The organism is Vibrio cyclitrophicus, from assembly GCA_023206055.1.
Taxonomy (GTDB): domain Bacteria; phylum Pseudomonadota; class Gammaproteobacteria; order Enterobacterales; family Vibrionaceae; genus Vibrio; species Vibrio cyclitrophicus_A.
This window is the reverse complement of the sequence record CP065366.1, coordinates 2,668,921-2,691,765: the sequence shown is the minus strand read 5'-3', so window position 1 is coordinate 2,691,765 and position 22,845 is coordinate 2,668,921. Positions and strand designations below refer to the sequence as shown.

General features: G+C 44.3%; 21 protein-coding genes and 1 tRNA gene. 16 read left to right on the top strand and 6 right to left on the bottom strand.

Features of this window, described 5'->3' with window-relative positions; translation table 11 throughout:
- The first annotated feature begins 24 nt into the window (after positions 1–24).
- Positions 25–1,719, top strand: a complete 1,695-nt coding sequence (gene fadD / locus ITG09_11760; GenBank protein UPR51368.1) for a long-chain-fatty-acid--CoA ligase FadD — start codon at positions 25–27, stop codon at positions 1,717–1,719.
- Positions 1,720–1,862: 143 nt separating this feature from the next.
- Positions 1,863–2,981, top strand: a complete 1,119-nt coding sequence (gene rnd / locus ITG09_11755) for a ribonuclease D (GenBank protein ID UPR51367.1) — start codon at positions 1,863–1,865, stop codon at positions 2,979–2,981.
- A 128-nt stretch (positions 2,982–3,109) separates the two neighbouring features.
- Here rnd and minE read toward each other — a convergent pair whose 3' ends face one another.
- From minE to minC, 3 genes are read right to left on the bottom strand one after another with little or no spacing between them, the layout of a single operon-like run.
- Positions 3,110–3,373, bottom strand: coding sequence for a cell division topological specificity factor MinE (minE, locus tag ITG09_11750; GenBank protein UPR51366.1), 264 nt, complete (start codon positions 3,371–3,373; stop codon positions 3,110–3,112).
- 6 nt (positions 3,374–3,379) lie between these two features.
- Positions 3,380–4,192, bottom strand: a complete 813-nt coding sequence (minD, locus tag ITG09_11745) for a septum site-determining protein MinD (GenBank protein ID UPR51365.1) — start codon at positions 4,190–4,192, stop codon at positions 3,380–3,382.
- Between the two features lie 21 nt (positions 4,193–4,213).
- Positions 4,214–4,876 (bottom strand): septum site-determining protein MinC, encoded by a 663-nt coding sequence (minC, locus tag ITG09_11740; protein UPR51364.1) that lies wholly within the window; start codon positions 4,874–4,876, stop codon positions 4,214–4,216.
- 220 nt (positions 4,877–5,096) lie between these two features.
- Between minC and ITG09_11735 the strand changes: the two genes are divergently transcribed.
- The 5 genes from ITG09_11735 to ITG09_11715 all read left to right on the top strand — a co-directional run bounded on the left by ITG09_11735 (position 5,097) and on the right by ITG09_11715 (position 10,894).
- Entirely contained in the window at positions 5,097–5,387 is a 291-nt protein-coding gene (locus ITG09_11735; protein ID UPR51363.1) for a YcgL domain-containing protein, read from the top strand.
- A gap of 30 nt (positions 5,388–5,417) precedes the next feature.
- Positions 5,418–6,416: a lytic murein transglycosylase gene (locus ITG09_11730; protein ID UPR51362.1), complete on the top strand. Its 999-nt coding sequence runs from the start codon at positions 5,418–5,420 to the stop codon at positions 6,414–6,416.
- A gap of 153 nt (positions 6,417–6,569) precedes the next feature.
- Positions 6,570–7,490 (top strand): LysR family transcriptional regulator, encoded by a 921-nt coding sequence (locus ITG09_11725; protein ID UPR53635.1) that lies wholly within the window; start codon positions 6,570–6,572, stop codon positions 7,488–7,490.
- A gap of 205 nt (positions 7,491–7,695) precedes the next feature.
- Positions 7,696–8,895 carry a NupC/NupG family nucleoside CNT transporter gene (locus ITG09_11720; GenBank protein ID UPR51361.1) on the top strand — a complete coding sequence of 400 codons (1,200 nt, stop codon included), beginning with the start codon at positions 7,696–7,698 and terminating at the stop codon, positions 8,893–8,895.
- Between the two features lie 184 nt (positions 8,896–9,079).
- Positions 9,080–10,894, top strand: coding sequence for a sodium:proton antiporter (locus tag ITG09_11715; protein UPR51360.1), 1,815 nt, complete (start codon positions 9,080–9,082; stop codon positions 10,892–10,894).
- Between the two features lie 120 nt (positions 10,895–11,014).
- Here the strand turns inward: ITG09_11715 and folD are convergent, their stop codons facing one another.
- Positions 11,015–11,872, bottom strand: a complete 858-nt coding sequence (folD, locus tag ITG09_11710; protein ID UPR51359.1) for a bifunctional methylenetetrahydrofolate dehydrogenase/methenyltetrahydrofolate cyclohydrolase FolD — start codon at positions 11,870–11,872, stop codon at positions 11,015–11,017.
- Positions 11,873–12,083: 211 nt separating this feature from the next.
- Between folD and ITG09_11705 the strand changes: the two genes are divergently transcribed.
- From ITG09_11705 to aroC, 6 genes are all read left to right on the top strand, one after another.
- Positions 12,084–12,160 (top strand) — tRNA-Arg (locus ITG09_11705).
- Between the two features lie 230 nt (positions 12,161–12,390).
- Positions 12,391–13,740, top strand: a complete 1,350-nt coding sequence (locus ITG09_11700; protein UPR51358.1) for a serine/threonine protein kinase — start codon at positions 12,391–12,393, stop codon at positions 13,738–13,740.
- A gap of 12 nt (positions 13,741–13,752) precedes the next feature.
- On the top strand, positions 13,753–14,028 hold the full coding sequence (locus tag ITG09_11695) for a hypothetical protein (protein UPR51357.1): 276 nt from the start codon (positions 13,753–13,755) through the stop codon (positions 14,026–14,028).
- Between the two features lie 14 nt (positions 14,029–14,042).
- On the top strand, positions 14,043–14,348 hold the full coding sequence (locus ITG09_11690) for a hypothetical protein (protein ID UPR51356.1): 306 nt from the start codon (positions 14,043–14,045) through the stop codon (positions 14,346–14,348).
- A gap of 166 nt (positions 14,349–14,514) precedes the next feature.
- Positions 14,515–16,695 (top strand): hypothetical protein, encoded by a 2,181-nt coding sequence (locus tag ITG09_11685; GenBank protein UPR51355.1) that lies wholly within the window; start codon positions 14,515–14,517, stop codon positions 16,693–16,695.
- A 240-nt stretch (positions 16,696–16,935) separates the two neighbouring features.
- The gene (gene aroC / locus ITG09_11680; protein ID UPR51354.1) at positions 16,936–18,021 is read left to right on the top strand and encodes a chorismate synthase; all 1,086 of its coding nucleotides are present in this window, start codon (positions 16,936–16,938) and stop codon (positions 18,019–18,021) included.
- A 108-nt stretch (positions 18,022–18,129) separates the two neighbouring features.
- Here the strand turns inward: aroC and ITG09_11675 are convergent, their stop codons facing one another.
- On the bottom strand, positions 18,130–18,753 hold the full coding sequence (locus ITG09_11675; GenBank protein UPR51353.1) for a trimeric intracellular cation channel family protein: 624 nt from the start codon (positions 18,751–18,753) through the stop codon (positions 18,130–18,132).
- Between the two features lie 299 nt (positions 18,754–19,052).
- Here ITG09_11675 and ITG09_11670 point away from each other — a divergent pair, with 299 nt between their 5' ends.
- From ITG09_11670 to ITG09_11660, 3 genes are all read left to right on the top strand, one after another.
- Positions 19,053–19,583: an elongation factor P hydroxylase gene (locus ITG09_11670; GenBank protein ID UPR53634.1), complete on the top strand. Its 531-nt coding sequence runs from the start codon at positions 19,053–19,055 to the stop codon at positions 19,581–19,583.
- Between the two features lie 9 nt (positions 19,584–19,592).
- Complete coding sequence (locus ITG09_11665; protein ID UPR51352.1) at positions 19,593–19,856, top strand: YfcL family protein; 264 nt, start codon at positions 19,593–19,595, stop codon at positions 19,854–19,856.
- Positions 19,857–20,031: 175 nt separating this feature from the next.
- Positions 20,032–20,553 carry an NAD(P)H-dependent oxidoreductase gene (locus tag ITG09_11660; protein UPR51351.1) on the top strand — a complete coding sequence of 174 codons (522 nt, stop codon included), beginning with the start codon at positions 20,032–20,034 and terminating at the stop codon, positions 20,551–20,553.
- A gap of 140 nt (positions 20,554–20,693) precedes the next feature.
- Here the strand turns inward: ITG09_11660 and mnmC are convergent, their stop codons facing one another.
- Complete coding sequence (mnmC, locus tag ITG09_11655) at positions 20,694–22,778, bottom strand: bifunctional tRNA (5-methylaminomethyl-2-thiouridine)(34)-methyltransferase MnmD/FAD-dependent 5-carboxymethylaminomethyl-2-thiouridine(34) oxidoreductase MnmC (GenBank protein UPR51350.1); 2,085 nt, start codon at positions 22,776–22,778, stop codon at positions 20,694–20,696.
- Positions 22,779–22,845 lie beyond the last annotated feature (67 nt).

Here is a 22,845-nt window from a genome sequence, read left to right as displayed (position 1 = left end):
AGCTGATAAACGAGGAGTAACATCGTGGATAAACCTTGGCTTTCACGTTATCCAAGTGACGTACCAGAAACGATCAACCCAGATCAGTACCCATCTCTTGTAGAAATGTTTGAACAGTCGGTACAGAAGTACGCGGACCAACCTGCATTCGAGAACATGGGCTCGATTATGACATTCCGTAAGCTTGAAGAGCGCAGCCGTGCTTTCGCTGCTTACCTACAGAATGACTTGAAACTGAAGAAGGGCGATCGCGTCGCGCTAATGATGCCAAACCTACTGCAATACCCAATTGCACTGTTTGGTGTATTGCGTGCCGGTATGATTGCAGTGAACGTCAACCCACTGTACACACCTCGTGAGCTTGAACATCAACTGAACGATTCTGGTGCAAAGGCGATTGTTATCGTATCTAATTTTGCGAGCACGCTAGAGAAAGTCGTTGATAACACGCCGGTTAAACACGTAGTTCTAACTAGCCTAGGGCAAATGCTGCCACGCGCGAAAGGTACAATTGTCGACTTCGTAGTGAAATACGTAAAAGGCATGGTGCCTAAGTATGATCTGCCGGGTGCTATCTCATTCAGAAAAGCGCTGCACAAAGGTCGTCGTCTTCAATATGTGAAGCCGTTCATGGCGGGTGATGACATTGCGTTCCTTCAGTACACGGGTGGAACAACGGGTGTAGCGAAGGGCGCAATCCTAACGCACCGCAATATGATTGCGAACGTACTTCAAGCTAAAGGGGCTTACGGTCCTGTTCTGCAAGAAGGCCGCGAGTTGGTTGTAACGGCATTACCGCTTTACCACGTATTTGCACTGACGGTAAACTGCTTACTGTTTGTTGAGATGGGTGGTCGTAACCTTTTAATTACTAACCCTCGTGATATTCCTGGCTTTATTAAAGAGCTGCAAAAGGTGCCGTTTACCGCGATTACCGGTGTAAACACACTGTTTAATGCGCTAGTTAATAACGAAGATTTCCACGAATTGGATTTCAGTAACCTACGCCTATCTGTTGGCGGTGGCATGGCGGTTCAACGCGCTGTTGCTGAGCAATGGAAGAAAGCAACAGGCATTCACCTATTGGAAGGCTATGGCTTAACCGAATGCTCACCATTGGTAACAGGTAACCCATACGACCTCAAAGACTACACTGGTGCTATCGGCCTACCAGTACCATCGACAGAGGTTCGTATTGTTGATGATGAAGGCAAGGTTATTGCTAATGACCAAGTGGGCGAGCTACAAGTTCGTGGACCTCAAGTGATGCAAGGTTACTGGCAGCGCCCTGAAGCGACTAAAGAAGTGATCGATCAAGACGGTTGGTTATCGACAGGTGACATCGTCAAGTTTGACGAAGAAGGCTTGCTATACATCGTTGACCGTAAGAAAGACATGATTCTTGTGTCTGGATTCAACGTCTACCCGAACGAGATTGAAGACGTCGTGGCTCTGCATGGCAAAGTGTTAGAAGTGGCGGCTATCGGTCAACCTCACGAAGTGTCTGGTGAGTTGGTTAAGATCTACGTGGTTAAGCGTGACCCTAGCCTGACCAAAGAAGATATTATCGCGCACTGTCGTGAGCACCTAACGGGTTACAAGATCCCTAAATTAGTCGAGTTCAGAGATGATCTTCCAAAGACTAACGTAGGTAAGATCTTACGACGCGTACTGCGTGAAGAAAACGATGCAGAACTTGCGAAACGCGCTAGCGAATAATTAGCTCGTTGACGAGAAAGTACTACACCATAACCATTGAGGCGCTTAAACTAAGCGAGCGCTGAAAAATGGTGTTAGAATGCCGACAGTTAATGTCGGCATTTTTGTATCCGGCGATCAAATAGAAACCTGTGAGAGTTTTTGTGGATTATCAAATCATTACCCAATTGAAAGACCTTGAGCGAGTTTGCCAACAAGCACGTGAAGCCGATGTCGTTATGCTTGATACGGAGTTTGTTCGTACAAGAACCTATTACCCTCAATTAGGCTTGATTCAGTTATTTGATGGTGAAACGCTGTCACTGATTGACCCTATTGCTCTTGGTGAAATGACACCATTTGTTGGATTGTTGAAAGACACCTCTGTTCTGAAAGTGCTGCACGCTTGCGGCGAAGATTTGGAAGTGTTCCAAAACGCATTTGGCTGTACACCAACACCAATGGTTGATACTCAGATCATGGCGGCTTTCTTAGGTCATGGCTTATCAACGGGCTTTGCTGCTCTGGTTTCAGAGTTTGTCGGTGTCGATCTCGATAAGAGTGAATCTCGCACCGACTGGCTGGCGCGTCCGCTTTCTCAAAAGCAATTGGACTACGCAGCGGCAGACGTGCATTACCTAATGCCAATGTACAACAAGCTTCTAGAAAAAGTGATGGAAGCTGGCTGGTGGGAAGCGGCTCAACAAGAGTCTGATTTACAAGTTGCCAAACGCATTCGTAAAGTAAACCCAGACACTGCCTACCTTGATATTAAAGGGGCGTGGCAGCTTAAACCTAAGCAGCTAGCGATCTTACGACCGCTAGCAACTTGGCGTCTAAAAGAAGCAATCAAGCGCGATTTAGCACTGAATTTTGTCTTCAAAGAGCAAGACTTATGGGCTGTGGCGCGTTTCGCGATGAAAGATCCTAAGCACATGGAACAGGAAGGTTTCGATTACCGCTCTGTTCGTCGCCATGGTGCGAAGATCAGCTCAATCGTTAAATTAGCTGAACATACACCAGAAGAAGAGTACCCAGCACCAGTGGAACGTCTAATGGATTTTCCTGGCTACAAGCAGCTTTTCAAGGTGTTGAAAGATGAAGTGAAAACAGCATCACAACATAGCGGTTTAGCGACCGAGTTTTTGGCATCGAAGAAGCAACTTAATCAAGTGTTAAGCTGGGTTTGGAAACACCAACGTAACCCTGAAAAGCTACCTGATGTTATGCAAGGCTGGCGTTTAGATGTGGTTGGCGAAAAGCTGAGTAAAGCGATCAAATAACCGCTTGCTGTTATAAAATCTAACTTAGTTACAGCTATAAACTGCAGATAAAAAAAGAGAGCCTAGGCTCTCTTTTTTTATTCGATCAATATAAGCAAGCGTATGCCTGTCTATCTTGTTAAGAAAGGCTATCGATCTTCTTCTGGAAGCTTAACATTCAGCTCTAGTACTGAGATGTCATCATCTTTGTGTTCGAAAGTCAGATCAACCATTGATGGATCGACCTCAACGTACTTGGCAATACACTTCAAGATGTCTTCTTTTAGTTGCGGCAGGTAAGACGGCGCTGGGTCGTCATGACTGCGTCGCTCTGCAACAATGATCTGCAAACGTTCTTTGGCTAGGTTTGCAGTTGTCTTTTTCTGTGGTCTGAAAAACTCTAGTAATGACATTGCGTATTAGCCCCCGAACAGTCTTTTGAAGATGCCTTTCTTCTGCTCCGTTAAGAAACGGAAGTCCACTTGGCTACCTAGTAGTCGCTCTACAGTATCATTGTAAGCCATACCTGCGTCGGTTGCTTCGTCAAAGATAACTGGAACACCCTTGTTCGATGCGTTCAGTACCGCTTGGCTCTCTGGAATCACGCCCAGTAGAGAGATGTGTAGGATCTCTTCAACGTCTTCTACACTCAGCATCTCACCTTGAGTTACGCGTGCTGGGTTGTAGCGAGTCAGTAGAAGGTGAGTTTTCACTGGCTCTAAACCGTCTTCAGAACGACGAGATTTAGAGTCAAGAATACCTAGAATGCGGTCTGAGTCGCGTACAGAAGAGACTTCAGGGTTGGTCGTTACAATCGCTTCATCAGCAAAGTACAACGCCATTAGAGCGCCTTGCTCGATACCCGCAGGAGAATCACAGATGATGAAATCAAAGCCCATCTCATCCAATTCATCAAATACGCGACGAACACCGTCTTTGGTTAGTGCGTCTTTATCACGAGTTTGAGAAGCCGGGAGAATGAATAGGTTTTCTGTGCGCTTGTCTTTGATCATCGCTTGGTTCAGCGTTGCTTCACCATTGATAACGTTAACGAAATCGTAAACAACACGACGCTCACAACCCATGATTAAATCTAGGTTACGCAGACCGATATCAAAGTCGATAACTGCGGTTTTCTTCCCTTTTAAAGCCAGACCTGAGGCAATAGCTGCACTAGAGGTCGTTTTGCCTACCCCGCCTTTACCTGACGTTACAACGATAATGCGTGCCATTATTTTTTCCTTTTATTTCTCTTATATTGCGAGGACGTCAACGTGTAATACATCGCTTGCCATACTGAACATGGTTTTCTTCTGCCAGTACTCGCTTTCAATTTGATCGCTGAGCCAGTAATTTCCAGCAATGGACACCAGCTCGGCTTGTAAATCATTACAAATTATTTTTGCTTCAGTTTGACCACTTGCACCTGCAATCGCACGGCCGCGTAATGTGCCATGAATATGGATGCTGCCATCGGCAATCACTTCTGCGCCTGCACTCACATGGCTGAGTATCAATAGATCGCCATCTTTCGCATAAACCTGCTGACCAGAACGAATAGGGGTCCTTATCACCTTGATCGGTGCCATCTTCGCTGGAGCTTGCGACGGAGACTTGCTTGCCGTCATGACAGCAAAGCCCGCTTCTTTCGCGAGATTTTGCATACGCTTATCAGAGCAGCCAGCCACGCCAACCGGGATCATACCCGCTTGAGAGATACCATTTTTCAGTTGCACAAAATCGATATCGCCTGCGACTTTGCTGATGTTGATAACAACAGGCGCAGCTGCGAAAAACGTGGGTGCTTGGTCTACCTTCTCTTGAAGAAAAGACACTGCATTTTCGACTTGATCATCGGATAAGTGCAAAACAGATAGCGTAAAGCTGCTACCTTTTAGATCTGGGTTACTAGACATCGAAAAACTACAGGACCTCAATAGCGAATTGGTACAATTTCTTTATCAATAAAATAAAGGGCATTGCCTGAAACTAGGTTTATCATGTTATATTCCCAAACCAAGCACAGCAAGTAATCTTGTTGTCAAATGGACGTTTTGTTCTCAATATTTCCCTAACATAAACTATTGATCTCGCAAGTGAGAGTTTTGTAGTCATAATCAATTAAAAAGGTTTGTCATGCTGTGTTCTATATATAAAAGCTCAAAGAAAGAAGGAACATACCTTTATATCCCTAAGAAGGATGATTTTTCACAAGTTCCTGACGCATTGATGCAAATGTTTGGTAAACCTAGTTTTGTAATGGTAATTAAAATGGATGGCCGTAAACTGGCTCAAGTAAACATCGAAAAAGTGAAAGAATCACTGAATACTGATGGTTTCTTTTTGCAGGTTCCGCCACCACCAGTTAACGAACTTGAGCTTCATAAAGAGCGTAAAGCCCAACAGAAATCTCAAGACGAAGAGTGATATCCACCTCAATTCAAGGAGGAATGATCGTTGAGTAAATTTTCGAAAACCATATTGGCTGTGTCGGCATTACTTTTGGGTAATAGTCTGACCATTAGCTCAGTACACGCTGAAGAATTGAGCTTCGAACAATATGTAGAAAAACTAAAGCAACAAGGCCGTGAAGAAGGCGTTTCTGAAGCGATCATTGATGAAGCCTTTGATGGTGTAACGTTTAAGCCAAGAGCGGTGAAAGCCGACAAAAACCAACCTGAGAAGAAGCTGACTCTGGATGAATACATTCCACGAGCGGTACCAGATTGGAAAGTGAAGCAAGCCAGATCACTTTATAAGAAGCATTACACTTCGTTAAAGCGTATTGGTGATGAATATGGCGTTCAACCAAGATTCATTGTCGCACTATGGGGTGTTGAGAGTAACTTTGGTAAGTTCACCGGTAACTACAGTGTTATCGATGCTCTAACGACTATGGCTTACGAAGGTCGCAGAGAAGCGTTTTTCCGTAGCGAAGCAATGGCGGCGTTGAAGATTCTTGATCAAGGCCATATTGCACCAAAAGAGATGAAAGGCTCTTGGGCTGGGGCGATGGGGCAACCTCAGTTTATGCCAAGCTCATTCTTAGCGTTTGCCGCTGATGGTAATGGCGACGGTAAGAAAGACATTTGGGGCACTGAAGAAGATGTGTTTGCTTCGGCAGCCAATTACCTTAGCCAATCAGGTTGGGATGATAAGTACACTTGGGGCCGTCAGGTTCACGTACCGTCAACCGTGTCTATTGATTTACAAGGCCGAACTGAAGACAAAGCGAAGTACCTAAAAGAGTGGTCTGAACTTGGTATTAAGCGCTACGACGATCGCCCACTGCCGACGCTTGATGAAGACATTAAAGCTTGGTTGATTATGCCGGATGACGAAGCGGGTCGTTCGTACCTCATTTACAACAACTACAATGTGTTAATGAAGTGGAATCGTTCTTACTACTTTGCTTTGGCAGTTAGCCACTTAGCAGACAGAATTAAGTTTGATTAGTAGGCTTAATTTTATTAGTCGGTATGGCTTGCTTTGATAGCATTTGGCCTACCATAGGCAGAACGAACTAAAGGACTCTTCGGAGTCCTTTTTGATTTTATATTTCAGAGATTTTAAGAAGGTGGCCTTGTGCTAACAGATAGAGCTGCACAGATGGTGATATTCCATGCGTTAATTAAGCATGAAGGCTTTACCAGTGCTGCAAAAAGCTTGAACGTTTCGGTGTCTCATATCAGTAAGCAAGTTGCTTTGCTTGAAGACTCAATCGGCATCAAGTTGGTACAACGAACCACACGTAGCTTAACGTTGACCGAAGCCGGAGAAGTGTTCTATCAGCACTGTGAGCAGCTGTTTAACACGGTAAAAGCGGCTCAAATGGATATGGACAGCCAGCGTGATGACATCTCTGGAATATTGCGAGTTGGGTTGTCGCAGTCATTTGGTACTTTGCACATCATTCCTGCGATTGATCAGCTCAGGCAGCTTTATCCTCAGCTCAGAATTGAAGTGCATTTGTTTGACTACAAAGTGGATATGATTGAAGAGCGATTGGATCTCTGGATCACCAATAACGAAGATTTGCCCGAAGGTTATATTGCGCAGCGATTGGCAGACAGTCAGTTTGTGGTGGCAGCATCGCCGGATTATCTGATTAAAGCTGGGACTCCACATGTACCTTCTGATCTGATAGACCATAACTGCCTTATCTATCGCAGCCGAGAGCGAGATTACACATCTTGGGCATTTGATAATGGCCAAGAAAACCTCAGTGTTAAAGTGGCGGGTGATTACTCGGTGGATTTAGCTGAGGCAGTGCGAGACGCAGCCGTGTCAGGGTGGGGCGTTGCTTATCTGGCAACTTACCTTGTGAAGGAAGAGTTTAGAACGGGCAAATTAATCCAAGTTTTGCCGGAATGGCGAGCTAGCCAATTAATGCCATTTTATGCCGTGTATCCGAGTCGAAAGAACATGCCGAAGAAGCTTTCTGCGGTGATTGAGTTCATCAAAGATCATATTGGATCGCCGACATACTGGGATGAAAACCTGAAAACTTGCGTTGAACTGCATCGTTAACTGTTTCCAAATCTATAAATATAATTTCCATATGGAAAAAGTATGGTTTTTAATCAAACTTAATTATTAAAATTCAATAACTTAATTTATATCATTACTCAAAGGTGATTACCCCAACATCACGTTAACAACCGCCACTTGCCGCAAACGATTTCCTCTATAGAATGCGTCGCCTTTCCTATCTACAACTTTTAGGTTGATGCACATGGCTTCGCTACTTGGAATTATCACTATTTTAGTTGCCGCTTGGTTACTATCTACGGACAGAAAAAATATTCCACTAAGAACAGTCTCTTTGGCTTTCTTATTACAAATCTCATTCGCGCTGTTGGTTCTGTATGTACCAATGGGTAAAGAAGCGTTGAATGCAGCCACAGGTGCGGTATCTAGCTTGATCAACTACGGTCAAGAGGGGATCAACTTCCTATTTGGTGGCCTTACGAATAACGGTTTCGTTTTCGCGATTAACGTTCTAGGCATCATTATCTTTTTCTCTGCACTGATCTCGGGTTTGTACCACATCGGCTTTATGCCAAAGGTGATCAACCTTATCGGTGGCGCGCTGCAGAAGTTCTTGGGCACAGGTCGTGCAGAGTCACTGTCTGCGACTGCCAACATCTTTGTTGGCATGATTGAAGCGCCATTGGTGGTTAAGCCTTACCTAAAGCACATGACGGATTCACAACTGTTTGCTGTGATGGTGTGTGGCTTGGCTTCTGTCGCTGGTGGCACGCTAGTGGGTTATGCATCGCTAGGTGTTGACCTAAACTTTCTGATCGCTGCGGCATTCATGTCTGCACCAGCCGGTCTATTGATGGCTAAAATCTTAGTTCCTGGTAGCCCAGATGACGCTCAAGAAAATATTGAGTCTGATGTAGAAATTCCACGAGCAACAAACGTAGTTGAGGCAATGGCAGATGGGGCTATGTCTGGACTTCGTATTGCCGTTGCGGTGGGTGCGACACTTCTAGCCTTTATCAGTGTGATTGCTATGCTGAATGGCTTATTAGGTATTGTTGGTGGCTGGTTTGGCGTAAACCTAAGCTTCGAGCTAATCCTAGGTTATGTGTTCGCACCCGTTGCATGGCTGATCGGTGTGCCATGGTCTGAGGCTGTGGTTGCCGGCTCATTGATCGGTAACAAGATTGTCGTGAACGAGTTCGTGGCTTTCATCCAGCTAATGGATGCTAAAGAAGCGCTAAGTGAACACTCACAAGCGATCGTGACTTTTGCTCTATGTGGTTTTGCTAACATCTCAACCATGGCGATTCTAATCGGTGGCTTGGGCAGCTTGGTACCAGAGCGTCGTTCTTTCATCTCACAATACGGTTTTAAAGCGATTTGTGCAGGTGTGCTTGCCAACTTAATGAGCGCAGCGATTGCTGGCGTGGTGCTTTCTCTGTAGTTAGATGATAAGTACCGAGTGGATGAGTCAGTCACTTTATTTCCCCTATAGTAAAGTGACTGATTAATCACATTAATATTCGGTTAGCACGAAAAACAGAGCCTATAGTTTAATGATGTAGGCTTTCTTGTTTCAGCAAATAGGTTTGTGTCACAGGGTGTGGTACAAATTTTTAGGGGCACAAATGGATTTGTCGATTACTTCTTCTTTGGCGTTAATTGGACTCTTGTCTTTAGCTTGTCAGCTGCTCGGTTGGCGTTTGCGTCTTCCCGCAATTCTCCCTCTTCTCATCGTTGGCCTGTTGTTAGGTCCTGGCCTGAATGTCCTAAATCCTGATGCCATTTTTGGTGATGTGCTGTTTCCTATGATTTCCTTAGGCGTTGCCATCATCCTATTTGAAGGGGCATTAACCCTGAACTTTAAGGAAATTAGAGGCCACGGTCGCATGGTGACTCACCTCGTGAGTTTCGGCATGTTGATTACATGGGCATGCATTGTTGTTGGTGCTTACTACTTTGTGGATTTCAGTTGGCCATTAGCGGCGCTATTCGGTGCATTAGTCGTGGTAACGGGCCCTACGGTGATCGTACCCATGCTTCGCAGTATTCAGCCTAAATCTTCGTTAGGCAGTATCTTGCGATGGGAGGGAATCGTTATCGACCCGATAGGAGCTCTGTTTGCGGTTCTTGTCTACGAGTACATTGTTTCTTCTGCCGACCCTACCGGACATGTTCTGTCAGCTCTGGGCCTGACGCTAGTCATAGGTTTAGGCTTAGGGATCATCGGTGGCCATTTGATTGCCAAGATGCTGCAAGGGCATTGGGTACCTCACTATCTACGTAATGTGGCGGTACTGACGCTAATGTTGGCGGCCTTCTCGTTTTCCAATGACTTGAGTGAAGAATCGGGTTTGTTAACCGTGACCATCATGGGGATATGGCTCGCCAACGTAAAAGGCTTGGATCTCGAAGACATCATCGAATTCAAAGAAACTCTGACCGTGTTACTCATTTCTGCGTTGTTTATTTTGCTAGCCAGTCGACTCGATTCGGGGACTTTCTTCTCGATAGGTTGGGGCGGTATTGGCTTATTAGCGGTCGTTATGCTGGTGGCTCGTCCTCTGAGTGTGTGGATCAGCGGGATCGGCACGGATCTTACCTCGGCAGATAAATGGTTTTTGAGTTGGATGGCGCCTCGCGGGATCGTCGCTGCCGCAGTTTCTTCTCTGTTTGCAATCAAGCTTCAAGAGAAGCAATTGATTGATGGGGCTGATCTACTGGTTCCAATGGTGTTCTTGGTCATCATAGGCACGGTTGTGATTCAGAGCCTTACCGCAAGTTGGTGGGCAAGAAGGTTAGGTGTGACGCAAGAGAAAGCGCAAGGCGTTGTCTTCTTTGGCGCGACTCAGTTTTCACGCCAGTTTGCCAAAGTGCTGGCGACACATAATATCAACAGTGTGCTTGCCGATACCAACTGGGAAAGCATTCGTTTGGCGCGTATGGATAACCTGAATGTCTATTTTGGTAACCCAGCCTCAAGCCACGCGGAAAACAATTTGGAATTGGACGGGATAGGGCGCGCAATGATCGTCTCACCTTATCGTCAAACCAACCCGCTAGTCAGCATGCACTACCAAGATGAGTTTGGCGCCAATAAGGTGTTTGAGCTTGAATCATCAGAGACTAAGCATGAAAGGCATCAAGTGAGTCGCGATGGTAATCGAAGTTTGTTTTCGGAAGGGATTACTTATTCCAAGCTTAATTCGTTGATGGCTCAAGGCAGTCAAATTAAGAGCACAGGGTTAACAGAGGCATTTGATCTGAGTGAGTTTAATGGGTTGTACCCGAAAGCGATTCTACTCGGTGTGATTACTAACGGTGACTTTCGCTTAATTACACAAGGTTCTGAGCTGGAAAAACTGATATCAACGGAATGCGAGATCATCAGTTTGTTGCCACCGTCAGACCAGACAGAAAAAGTTGAGACTCCAGACAAATAGCGAGTGATCTTTATCAAAAGCGATTAGTTTTGTATCTAAAACGAATAGCTTAATATCAAAAAAGCCGCAACGTTCTTCACATTGCGGCTTTCTAATTCTGTTTATACTGTCGTTCGCAGATTATTTAGAGTGAAATTGCTCACAAGCGATCATGGTGTTTTCGATTAGGCTCGCAACTGTCATTGGACCAACACCGCCCGGTACTGGCGTGATGAAGCTTGCGCTTTCTTTCGCTACGTCGTATTCAACGTCACCCACTAACTTGCCAGATTCTAAACGGTTGATACCAACATCGACCACAACGGCACCTTTCTTAATCCACGCACCTGGAATGAAGTTAGGTTTACCAACGGCAACCACAACAACGTCTGCTTGACGCACGTGTCCTTCAAGGTCTTTGGTGAAACGGTGACATGTCGTTGTTGTACAACCCGCTAGAAGCAATTCTAGGGTCATTGGACGGCCTACGATGTTTGATGCACCAACAACAACCGCGTGATTACCACGTAAGTCGATGTTGTAACGGTCAAGCAGCGTGATGATACCTTTTGGCGTGCAAGAGCGAAGCTTAGGCATACGCTGAGCCAAACGGCCAACATTGTATGGGTGGAAGCCATCAACGTCTTTCTCTGGCGTGATACGCTCAAGAACGTGAGTGCTATCAATACCAGCTGGTAGAGGCAGTTGAACAAGAATGCCATCGATCTCTGGATCGTCGTTCAGTTGGTCTACTAATGTTAACAATTCATCTTCTGTTGCAGTGGCTGGCAAGTCGTAAGATTTAGATACGAAGCCAACTTCTTCACACGCTTTACGCTTACTTCCAACGTAAACTTGAGAAGCAGGGTCTTCACCCACTAAAACAACCGCTAGGCCCGGAGCGCGTAATCCAGCTTCAGTACGAGCTTTTACACGTGCAGCAACTTCGGAGCGAACCGTTTGAGAAATTAGCTTTCCATCAATATTTTGAGCAGTCATGAATTTCCTTAGTATTGATATTCAAGTTAGTGGCTGATGTTTTTGGCGCATTATTCCAGAAAATCTTTTTGATTACCATCAAGCAAACGTTTGCTTTGGTCTATTTTCCAACACTTATATGTTTGTTGCCCTTTTTTTACTCACTTAGATCAGAATGTTACACAAAGCCGTTGCTTTACTGATTCGAATTCGTATAATCCTTTCCTGTAGCGCGCCCTTAGCTCAGCTGGATAGAGCACCTCCCTTCTAAGGAGGTGGTCGAAGGTTCGAATCCTTCAGGGCGTACCACTATTTAAAGAAACCCGATAACTCTCTGAGTTGTCGGGTTTTTTGCATTTCGGAGCTCTCTTTTCTTATAGAACTACGATACATTAATTTCATAAGCATTTTTACTCTCAATGTATTTGTTGTTAATTTATCTCTGATACTTGCGAATTGTATCAATTCATTTCTAGGCTATGTAAGTAGGTTCGTATTGTATTATATAAGGTGAGTAGCAATTGTTACTGGCACTAGAAATGAATCCTGATCTCAGTAGTACCCAATTTTTTTATCACATGATTGATACAGATCCGAAAGAGTGGCGATCAAAACTCTCGGAACTAAGCATCACCTCACCACAAGTGGCTCGAAGAGTCTCCGATTTGCTTTTGGCATATGAGCAACAGTGTTTGACTCAATTGTTAGATATTCATTTATCCTCTTCGATGCCCGTGCTTCAATCATTTAAAAACGAGATAGTTGATGATCGTTATCTTATTGGACATGAACTAGGTAAAGGCGGCTTTGGGGTGGTTTACTTTGCGTCTAGGCGTGACCATTTGTTTGAGCATAACTATGCTATTAAGTTTTTTAACGCCGAAGCATTTAATATTTTAGGCAAAGACAAACTTTTCAGTGAAGCTCAAATCATGGCAAACCTCAATCATTCCAACATTACGAAGGTTTATGATGCGGGTCTGCACAATGGAGTTGCTTATATAGTAATGGAGTACGTTGATGGCTGTTTACTTGATGAATACCTGTCTACTAATTCACTCTCTTGTGACCAAAAGCTTACGTTATTTCGAGATATCTGCCTTGCTATTGAATATGCGCATGAGTTGAACGTTCTACATGCTGACTTAAAACCTGAAAATATACTCATTAATACACATGGGGAACCCAAGGTCATTGATTTCAACCTTACTCAAAACCTTACCTGCTCCCGTGATGAGGCATCAGATTCTATTAAGGCGGTCAGTCGAATTTATGCTAGTCCAGAACAAATCACAGGCGATAGCTTAGATGAAAGGTCTGATGTGTTCTCTTTAGGCCGAATTTTACAAGAGATGTTTCCTAACGATACAGCACCTAGAGATTTAGTTCGAGTATATCAATATGCTACCAACTTGAACCGTACTCATCGATATCAAAGTGTTCGTGACCTAGCCAATGATATAGAGAATGTAAGGTGTTGCTATCCATTAAATTATCGCAACCAACATTGCCTTTATAGGGCAACTAAGTTTATTCAGCGTTATCCCGCCAGCACTACTTATGCCTCTTTTTTTATTGCAATTTTGACTACAGCCTTAGTCGCTCTTTCAATAGAGGCTAAAAGTATTAGTCGTCAAAAGTTGCAGCTTGATTCGATCATATATGACGCAACATCGATGGCTTACCCGTTGAATAATTCCTTGCTGGATTGGGACGAAATTATTCGATCGCGAAATAGCATTGTCGTTGATGTAGATGCTTATAGTGAAGGGATTAATCTCGAAGTTAATGGGGAGTTATTAAATGAGACATTATACGACTCTTGGATTGCAACTGGTGATATTGAGCCTATTGGGTCTCTAGTTCTTACTCATCCTCCGATTGTTTAAAGGTGATTAATTGTGTCGAAATCAAACAACCCGCAGATGCAAGAAGGTCTTACTGAGCTCATTTCTCAATGGCAACATGGTTGTAAAGAATCTGAAGCTGAATTGTACCGTTTGGCTTACTCTAGGCTCAAAGAGTTAGCTCAATTACGTCGTTATAAAAGCGCAAAGGTATTTAACAAGCCTCTTGATGATACAAGCTGTACTGCGACCATATTGACTCATGAAGCGTATTTAAAGGTGGGGTCTATAAGAAAAGGTGAAATAGAAGGTACGCGTGATTTTTTTTAATGGCAGTTAAAGCGATGCAGCATATTCTCATTAATGACTCTTGGGCGTTGAAGGCTGATAAACGTCAGGAAGACAATTTAATGTTCGTTGAAAACGCATTGTCAATCGAGTATTTATCTCTTGATAAGCGTGTAGAGTTAGAAAAGTCCTTGATGGATTTCACTCATCACTACCCCCGTCAATCCAACGTACTAAAACTAAAATACTACATTGGTCTAAAGCATCAAGAGATCAGTGAACTATTAGGTTGCAGCAACAGTTTGATTGATAAAGACCTCAAATTTGCTAAGAGTTGGCTCCACGATAAATTGGCAGCTTAACTTCTCATAATTGGAAAAATTCAGAAATTATTTTACGAGTTTTCCATTATTCCCTGTGCCTTGCGAGTTCCAAGTAAACCTCTAAAAATAGTGATGTTTTAATTATCACGGCCTACTGACGTTGGCTGTATGAAAACTCATTGAATAGGTTTAACAAGGAATAATAATGAAAAAGCAAGGCTTGCTCGCAGCGTCAATTGCAATGGCTCTGGTTGGGTGTGGTTCAGACAGCGATTCGTCGAGTAACCCAACGACGTTTTCTATCACGGCCATTGATGGTTATTTAGCGAATGCTAATGTTTTGGTGGACAGTACTCAAGATGGCGTGTGTAACTTATCTCAAGGCATGACTGACGATAAAGGCCAAGCAAGCTTGAGCTTGGAATACCGCAATGCAGTGGTATGTGTAGATGCGGTCGCTGGACAAACGGTAGACAGTAACCGTGGTTTAGTGCAACACGACTACACGCTGGCTAATGCGGGCAGCGGAGCAGTTATCAACCCAATGACTAACATGGTGAACAAACTGTTAGCTGCAGACTCTGAACTCACTTTGGCAGAGGCAGAGGAGCAAGTGGTTGCCGCGATCACCGGTGATGCGGGCTTAGAGGTGTCGCAATCACTGATTTTTGGTGACTACATTGCAGAGAACACAGAACAAGCAGAAGCACTTAACCTAATTGGTGAAGTGCTGGTTGATAAATCCGACCACGATATCGAAACCAAGCTGAAGCTTGCACAGGCGATGGCGGAAGCGACTCAAGAAATCATCGATGCCGGAGACTCACTCGATGACTACTCGCCAATTATTAATATCCCACCGGGTGGTGGAGACATCATCATTAAGCCAAATACTCGACCAAAAGTTGTAGGAACCACTGAACCAGTCGAACTGACGTTGGGTGAAGCGTGGCACCCATACAATGTTAGTGACAAGTTCCAAGATGCTGAAGGTGATGAAATGACCTTTACGATGGAAGTCGTAGGCACAACTGAAAGCAATGGTCTGAAAATTGATTCTGCAACGGGCCTTATTACTGGCGAGCCAAAAGAGGCTGGTGACTTTACTTATCATATTTTTGCGACCGATGCTCACGATGCTCGCTCATACCCGCTGAACTTTGAAGTGACGGTGTTAACTGATAACAAGCCGCCAGTTGTTGATGAGAACGAGCTGGCAAACTTGCAGTTAACAATGAATACATGGATGCTAACAGAAGGCGAGTCGCTGACGGAGCCGCTGGATGTAAGTGCTTTGTTCACAGATCAAGATGGTGACGCCCTAAACTACAAAGTGGAAACGACTCTATCGACAGCTGCACGTACAGGCTTTAACGCTCTAGTAAGCGAAGAGGGTGTTGTTAGTTTCTCTGGTTTACTTCCGCGCCCTGCGGCAGCCGGTGCAGAAACACTGACAGTCTCAGTCAATGATGGCGTTAACAGTGATTGGGTTGCAGCAACGCTGAGCTTCCCGGTTATCGAAGAATCACCATTGCCACCAGTTGATGGACACCCACTTGAAGACAATACATGGTATTTCCTAGAGCGAGGCTCAAATGGAACGAATTACGCTCAAGTTTGGTGTGACACAGTGCGTTTTGAAGATGGTGAGATCTTCTACAATGACCGTGACCTGAGTAATAAAATGGAATGTACGACAGAGGCGACTTTGAAAGTTGGTACGTACGTTATTGAAGGTGACACGCTAGTGGGTTCATTTGTCGATGACGAAGAAACGATGACCATGCGTTATGATGTCACCAACGATTATGATACTAACCTAATTTCACAAGGTGCGTTGACTATGCTCTGGACTGAGGAAGGGGAATCAAGTCGTTATGTTGGATTTAGTAACAAGGCTGATGCAGAAAAGCGTATCCAACTGAAATCAAGTGACGGCCCTGAGTTACGAGATGCTTACCTATATTGGCCTGGTGAACAAGATCACCAATACGAGTTAATTTCGACCTCACTACAGATGAGTACAGCAGAACTTTCAACTGGTAACTCACACGACTATATTAAGGTCTGGATGAATGGTATTAGCTGTGATGGATTGTTGAATTCGCACAATGGCGATGCGGCTATTTTTGAAAGGTTCACTGTGACGTCTGAATCCATTTCAGCAAACAACGGCTATGCTTTACACCCACAATTTTGTGACGATGTATATGAAGGTGATACACCGAATGCGGTACTTTCATTCCTGTTTGGGTTGAATAATGGCCATTCACTTGAATTAGATGAAAACTACAGCATCATTGGCAAAATCAGTGATGGGTGGAGTCAGTACATTACCGATGTGAACTATAATATGGTGTGGGATGGTTCATCGAACGACGATTAATTTGAACGTTTGAATTAGTCGCATGTTGAATGCGAAGCAAATCAAATATATTGAAACAAGGAAGCCTAGTGATGGGCTTCCTTTTTTATTTTTCGAGAAACTGACAATTGTTCGTTTTTTGGGGTTTACATCATTTAGTAATAAAGCCACTATGAATTCACGAAGAATAGACAAGTAAAGCTATTAGTTGGTTGGTTTAGGAATCAAACCTTCTGCTCAATAGCTGATTTAGAGGAAGTAATGGCAGGAAACAGTATCGGACAACATTTCCGCGTGACTACGTTCGGAGAAAGTCACGGTATCGCACTAGGATGTATCGTAGATGGGTGCCCACCAGGATTAGAAATTACCGAAGCAGACCTTCAAAGAGATTTGGATCGTCGTCGCCCCGGTACTTCTCGTTATACAACGGCTCGCCGTGAAGCGGATGAAGTAAAGATTTTATCCGGTGTATTTGAAGGCCAAACTACGGGTACTTCTATTGGTCTATTGATTGAAAATACAGACCAACGCTCTAAAGACTATTCCGAAATTAAAGACAAGTTCCGCCCTGGCCACGCTGATTATACGTACCATCAAAAGTACGGTGTGCGTGATTACCGAGGTGGTGGTCGATCTTCAGCTCGTGAAACTGCAATGCGTGTTGCTGCAGGTGCAATTGCGAAGAAATACCTAAAACAAGAATTTGGTGTTGAGATTCAAGCTTACCTTTCTCAAATGGGTGATATCTCAATTGATAAAGTGGATTGGAACGAGATTGAAAACAACGCTTTCTTCTGTCCTGATGCCGACAAAGTACCAGAATTTGATCAACTGATTCGTGACTTGCTAAAAGAAGGCAACTCGATCGGTGCGAAGATTCAAGTGGTTGCGACTAAAGTGCCTGTAGGCCTTGGTGAGCCAATCTTTGATCGTCTAGATGCTGACATCGCGCACGCTCTAATGAGCATTAATGCGGTGAAAGGTGTTGAGATTGGTGATGGCTTCGATGTTGTTAATCAACGCGGTAGTGAACACCGTGATCCATTAACTCCAGAAGGTTTCAGCAGCAACCATGCTGGCGGTATCTTAGGTGGTATCTCTACTGGCCAAGATATTGTGGCAAGTATTGCACTTAAGCCGACATCAAGCATTACAGTTCCTGGTGACACCATCACTAAAGATGGTGAAGCAACGCAGCTAATCACGAAAGGTCGTCACGATCCATGTGTTGGTATTCGTGCAGTGCCTATCGCAGAAGCGATGTTAGCGATTGTATTGCTTGATCACTTGCTACGTCATCGTGGTCAAAACTTTGGTGTAACAACAGAAACGCCAAAAATCTAGTTCTGTTTCGTTTTATTCAAAACAGAATTGAAACTGATTTGATAGAAACAAAAAAGGGTTGCTTCGTAATGAAGCAACCCTTTTTATATTCTGCGTCATTGAGAATATCTAATGTACAGAGCTTTCCGGATCAAGCTGGAACGAAGGCAAGCGCCATTTGAATCTTACGGCAGCCATACGCAGCAAGTAGCCAACCACAAGCGTAACAATCGTTGCTGTTACGTCGTTAATGCCAAGCTCAAGCAAACCTAGGTATAAACCTGAAGCGACAAGGGCAACAGACGCGTACAGCTCTTCATGCAGCACTAATGGTGTTTGACGGCAGATAAGGTCACGCAGCAGGCCACCAAACACGCCAGTCACCAATGCAGACACCATGCAAATCATTGGGTGCAAGCCCATGGTCATCGCCACTTTAGTACCAATGATACTGAATACGATAAGCCCCAACGCATCCAAACGAATGAACAAACCTTTTAGCTTGATTACCCATTTAGCCAGTCCTGTTGTGATAACACCCGCGATACAGGTGATTGCCAGATATTGCGGGTTTTCAACCCAACCTAAAGGGTAGTGGCCAAGTAAGATGTCTCGTACTGTACCGCCGCCAATTGCCGTTGCACTTGCAACCAACATTACACCAAACCAATCCATTTTTTGTTTGCCAGCGCTGAGAGCGCCGGTCATGGCTTCTGCCGTGATGCCAATGATATACAAAACACTTAGTAGCATTGCTGTAGCTCTATAATTTAGGTCTATAAATTCGAGTCTTATAGGCCTTAGGGATATAAAAATGAAGCGCGAGTGTAGTAGTAAAAATGCATGTTGACGAATGAATATTTGTACCGTGAATGACCGTTTCAGATTAGCTAAACTAATCATTCACCTTAAAGTGGTGTAATCTGGGAATGGCAATCGATTGTCACTGCAAAGTATAATGGCGAACCCGATGTCATTACGCTTGATAGGGCTTTACCGAGCGCTTAAAAAAACGCAAAATGCCCCAGTTCTTTTTACTTAAATTTGATTTTATGACACACCAATATTCCGACATTATCGATATTTTTAATCAGACTTTTTATGGCAGCTTTAATACTAAATTGGAGCTAGGCGCTGACGAGCCTATCTACTTACCTGCCGATGATGATATCCCACATCACAGAATTGTCTTCGCACGTGGCTTTTACGCTTCTGCGCTGCACGAAATAGCGCACTGGTGTGTTGCTGGCCCTGAACGTCGTTTATTGGAAGATTTTGGCTATTGGTACGAGCCTGATGGACGCACTGAGTCGGTTCAAGCTGAGTTTGAAAAAGTAGAAATTCGCCCACAAGCGTATGAATGGATCATTGCGACGAGCGCAGGCTTTCCTTTTAATGTCAGCTGTGACAATCTACACGGCGATTTTGAGCCAGATCGTTTGGCCTTTATGAATAAAGTACACAGCGAAGTCATGGGTATCTTTGAAGTTGGCCTTCCGCCTCGCGTAAAAATGCTCTCTGAAGCATTGCGCAGCTTCTACGATGTAGAACCTTTATGTGCTAGCCAATTTATTGTGAAATAAGAGAATATTATGATTATCGAATTTGAAGAAAAACTACTTGAAGTAATTGATGCTCGCATTGAAAACGCATCAGATGATGAACTGTTTGCTGGTGGTTACTTACGTGGTCATATTTCTCTGTCAGTGGCTTCATGTGAAGAAGACGGCATTGAAGACGTAGCAGAAGTTAAATTGCGTATTGAGAAGAGCCTAGAAGACGCTCGCTCTGAACTAACGCCTGCAGACCGCACCATCGTGAATGACCTTTGGGTTGAGCTACAAAACCAAGCTTAATCGCTGGTTATTTATCATTATCCGCTCAGTCCCTTCCTTTCCATTTTACTGAGCAGTGAATAGTTTGAGACTCATTCGAAATTTTTGAATGAGTCCGTTCAATCCTTGTGATGGTTCAATTTTCTGACTACGTTATTCTAATCCCACTTAACGGAATTACAGAAAAGGTCACATCATGAAAGTTATCGCATTCGGCGCAAGCACAAGCTCTACCTCTATCAACAAAACTCTAGCAACTTACGCAGCTAACTTGATTGAAGGTGCTGAAGTTAAAGTCCTAGACATCAACGATTACAATGTTCCTATGTTCAGTGAAGACACTGAAAAAGAGATCGGCCAAGCGGAAGGCGCTCAAGCATTTTTGCGTGACCTAGCAGAAGCGGACGCATTTGTTATCTCTTTCGCTGAGCACAATGGCCACTATCCTGCGGCGTACAAAAACCTATTTGATTGGGCGACACGTATTGAACGTTCAGTGTTTGGTGAGAAGCCTGCGGTTTACCTAGCGACATCACCAGGCCCTGGCGGCGCACAAACAGTACTTGGCGCAGCGACAGGTTCTGCACCTTACTTTGGTGGCAACGTGCAAGCGTCAGTTTCAGTACCAAGTTTCTACGATAACTTTGATTTTGAGTCTGGTTCTATCAGCAACGAAGAGATCGCTCTACAGATTAAAGACGCGGTTGCTAAGTTGTAAATACTGCTCCGTTTAGAACATCAGTTTCGGTCAACACTAACAACAAAAAGCCCGAGGGACATAATGTCGCTCGGGCTTTTTAGCTTTTAGTTTCGGGTATTTCCAATTTTTAGCTATTTCAGATGTTCAGAATCGTTGAACTAGAAATTATTGGTTGTTTTTGAGTGTTTATCTGAAACCCAGCCAGCGGTTAATGCTTTACCTTTACGCAGCCTGCGAACCCACATTCGACTTGGGTGAATCGCCTCAAGCACATCAACAGGCAAGGGCAGTGGTTCGCCACAAATTTGTGATGCTAACACTTCAGCCAATAATGGCGCAGAGCTTAAGCCGCGTGAGCCTAGTCCAATAAAGCAATAAAGGTTAGGGAAGCTCGTTACCGTTTGAACATCCTCAACCGAATCTCTCTGAGGGTTGAAGTTGTGCAGGCCTTGGTACTGATCCTTAATGGCTTCAAAGTCACCAACGGTTCCGACAAAAGGAAGGTGGTCACGGCTTACGCTTCGGATTCCTTGGCGCGCTAAGTTGTCACTGGTATCGACATCTTTGGTCCACGCTTGTTCTGGTAGCGACCCGTGTAAGCGCTCGCCATTATGTTGCTGAACCTCAATATCAAACTCTTGGTCGATATTGGTTTTATCGTAATTCGCGCCAATACAGTGGTTGCCGTTATTGGGATTCTGAGGCGTCAGGTAGCCATCAAAACACAACACCGTTTTTAGCTGGCTGAGATTCTCTGTAGTCGGGATATGACTCACTTGCCCTTTCACTGGTGTAAGAGGCACGGGACGAGTTTGTTCAAACTGGGTGAACTTGTGGCCGTTCGCAACAACCACTTGGTCATGTTTAGTTTGAATCTCACCTTGTGGTGTCTCAATAGTGAGTTGCCATTGTTGTTCAGCTTCGAGCCACTCAAGTTGAGTCACTTGATGTTGATAGTGAGCGTTCACTTGATTGGTCTCTTCTAACTTTCCGATCAAGCCTTGTGTCAGTTGTAGAGGGCTTAACCAACCACCCAGTGGGAAGTAAACACTCTCTTTATCAACCGGTAGGCCAATCTTTTCATTCGCTTGTTCTGGCGATAAACGCTGAATCAAATCTGTATGGAAATTGCCTTCCAACATGCGGTTGAGCTTTTTAGTGGAGCCTTCATCCCACATCAGAATGTTCACGCCACACCAGCTGTGGTCAAACTGAATAGATTGCGCCGCCTGATTGATGAACTGGCGAGCAAACAGTAAGCCAGGGCCAAACACGCGAGAAACGTTCGATGTCGCTTCGCTTAACAAGGGGTAAATTGCACCTTGGTTGTTACCCGAGGCATTTCCTGCGGCTTGTTGGTGTTCACAATAAAGCGTGATGTCTTTACCGCGTCGGCTTAATGTTTTTGCAAGCGCAGCACTGGCAACACCACCACCGATAATGGCGATATCTTGTGAATCACTGTGTTGAGCTAGGCCATACCAAGGTTTGATGTTGGTGTGAGCGTGCTTCTCATCAAGTCGGCCGGCAATCATTTCCCGCTTAGTACCAAAACCTTTAACTTTTTTCATCGCAAAACCAGCTTCGATTAAACCGCGTCGAACAAAACCGGCAGCGGTAAACGTTGCACAGCTACAATCTTGTTTTGCCAGTTTGGCCATTCCGTTGAATAGGTTTTGATTCCACATTTCTGGGTTCTTACTTGGCGCAAAGCCATCTAAGAACCAAGCGTCAACCAAACCTTCACGTGGGGTTGGTACGTTAGGCATACAATCTTTAATATCACCAAACCATAAATCGAGTGTGATCGCGCCATCGCCCAACACAATGCGGTGACATTCAGGTAGTGCAATCGGATAGTGTTCTTGGAGTTGCGTCGCGTACTGGGCTAATTCTGGCCAAGATTGGTGCGCTTTGATCAGATCCTCTTTATTTAAAGGATATTTTTCAAAACTGATGAAATGTAACTCTTTGGTCATCGCTTGTGGGTTATCTTTAAGAAAAGCATCGAACCATTGCCAGACTGCGAGAAAGTTTAAACCCGTACCAAAACCGGTTTCAGCAATCACAAAACGGCGTTGTTGATGTTCAACCCAACGCTCTGGAAGGTGGTTTTGTTTTAAAAAGACGTAGCGAGTTTCTTCTAAACCGTTAACATTAGAGAAGTAAACGTCGTCAAATTGGTCTGAAACTGGCGTGCCAGACTCATTCCATTCCAGTTCTGCATTAGTAATTGAAGTCATAAAATCTATCATTTTGTGATTTGAAGCGATATGTTGGTAGGGATTGTACGAATTTCTAGGAAAGCTG

Excerpts from the sequence above, each read along its gene's own strand:
- mnmC (UPR51350.1), bottom strand. The coding sequence starts at position 22,778 with ATGACTTCAATTACTAATGCAGAACTGGAATGGAATGAGTCTGGCACG.
- aroC (UPR51354.1), top strand. The coding sequence starts at position 16,936 with ATGGCAGGAAACAGTATCGGACAACATTTCCGCGTGACTACGTTCGGA.
- ITG09_11715 (UPR51360.1), top strand. The coding sequence starts at position 9,080 with ATGGATTTGTCGATTACTTCTTCTTTGGCGTTAATTGGACTCTTGTCT.
- ITG09_11735 (UPR51363.1), top strand. The coding sequence starts at position 5,097 with ATGCTGTGTTCTATATATAAAAGCTCAAAGAAAGAAGGAACATACCTT.
- folD (UPR51359.1), bottom strand. The coding sequence starts at position 11,872 with ATGACTGCTCAAAATATTGATGGAAAGCTAATTTCTCAAACGGTTCGC.
- ITG09_11660 (UPR51351.1), top strand. The coding sequence starts at position 20,032 with ATGAAAGTTATCGCATTCGGCGCAAGCACAAGCTCTACCTCTATCAAC.
- ITG09_11670 (UPR53634.1), top strand. The coding sequence starts at position 19,053 with ATGACACACCAATATTCCGACATTATCGATATTTTTAATCAGACTTTT.
- minE (UPR51366.1), bottom strand. The coding sequence starts at position 3,373 with ATGTCATTACTAGAGTTTTTCAGACCACAGAAAAAGACAACTGCAAAC.
- minD (UPR51365.1), bottom strand. The coding sequence starts at position 4,192 with ATGGCACGCATTATCGTTGTAACGTCAGGTAAAGGCGGGGTAGGCAAA.
- ITG09_11675 (UPR51353.1), bottom strand. The coding sequence starts at position 18,753 with ATGCTACTAAGTGTTTTGTATATCATTGGCATCACGGCAGAAGCCATG.
- minC (UPR51364.1), bottom strand. The coding sequence starts at position 4,876 with ATGTCTAGTAACCCAGATCTAAAAGGTAGCAGCTTTACGCTATCTGTT.
- ITG09_11720 (UPR51361.1), top strand. The coding sequence starts at position 7,696 with ATGGCTTCGCTACTTGGAATTATCACTATTTTAGTTGCCGCTTGGTTA.
- ITG09_11700 (UPR51358.1), top strand. The coding sequence starts at position 12,391 with ATGAATCCTGATCTCAGTAGTACCCAATTTTTTTATCACATGATTGAT.
- ITG09_11725 (UPR53635.1), top strand. The coding sequence starts at position 6,570 with ATGGTGATATTCCATGCGTTAATTAAGCATGAAGGCTTTACCAGTGCT.
- ITG09_11685 (UPR51355.1), top strand. The coding sequence starts at position 14,515 with ATGAAAAAGCAAGGCTTGCTCGCAGCGTCAATTGCAATGGCTCTGGTT.
- ITG09_11665 (UPR51352.1), top strand. The coding sequence starts at position 19,593 with ATGATTATCGAATTTGAAGAAAAACTACTTGAAGTAATTGATGCTCGC.
- ITG09_11690 (UPR51356.1), top strand. The coding sequence starts at position 14,043 with ATGCAGCATATTCTCATTAATGACTCTTGGGCGTTGAAGGCTGATAAA.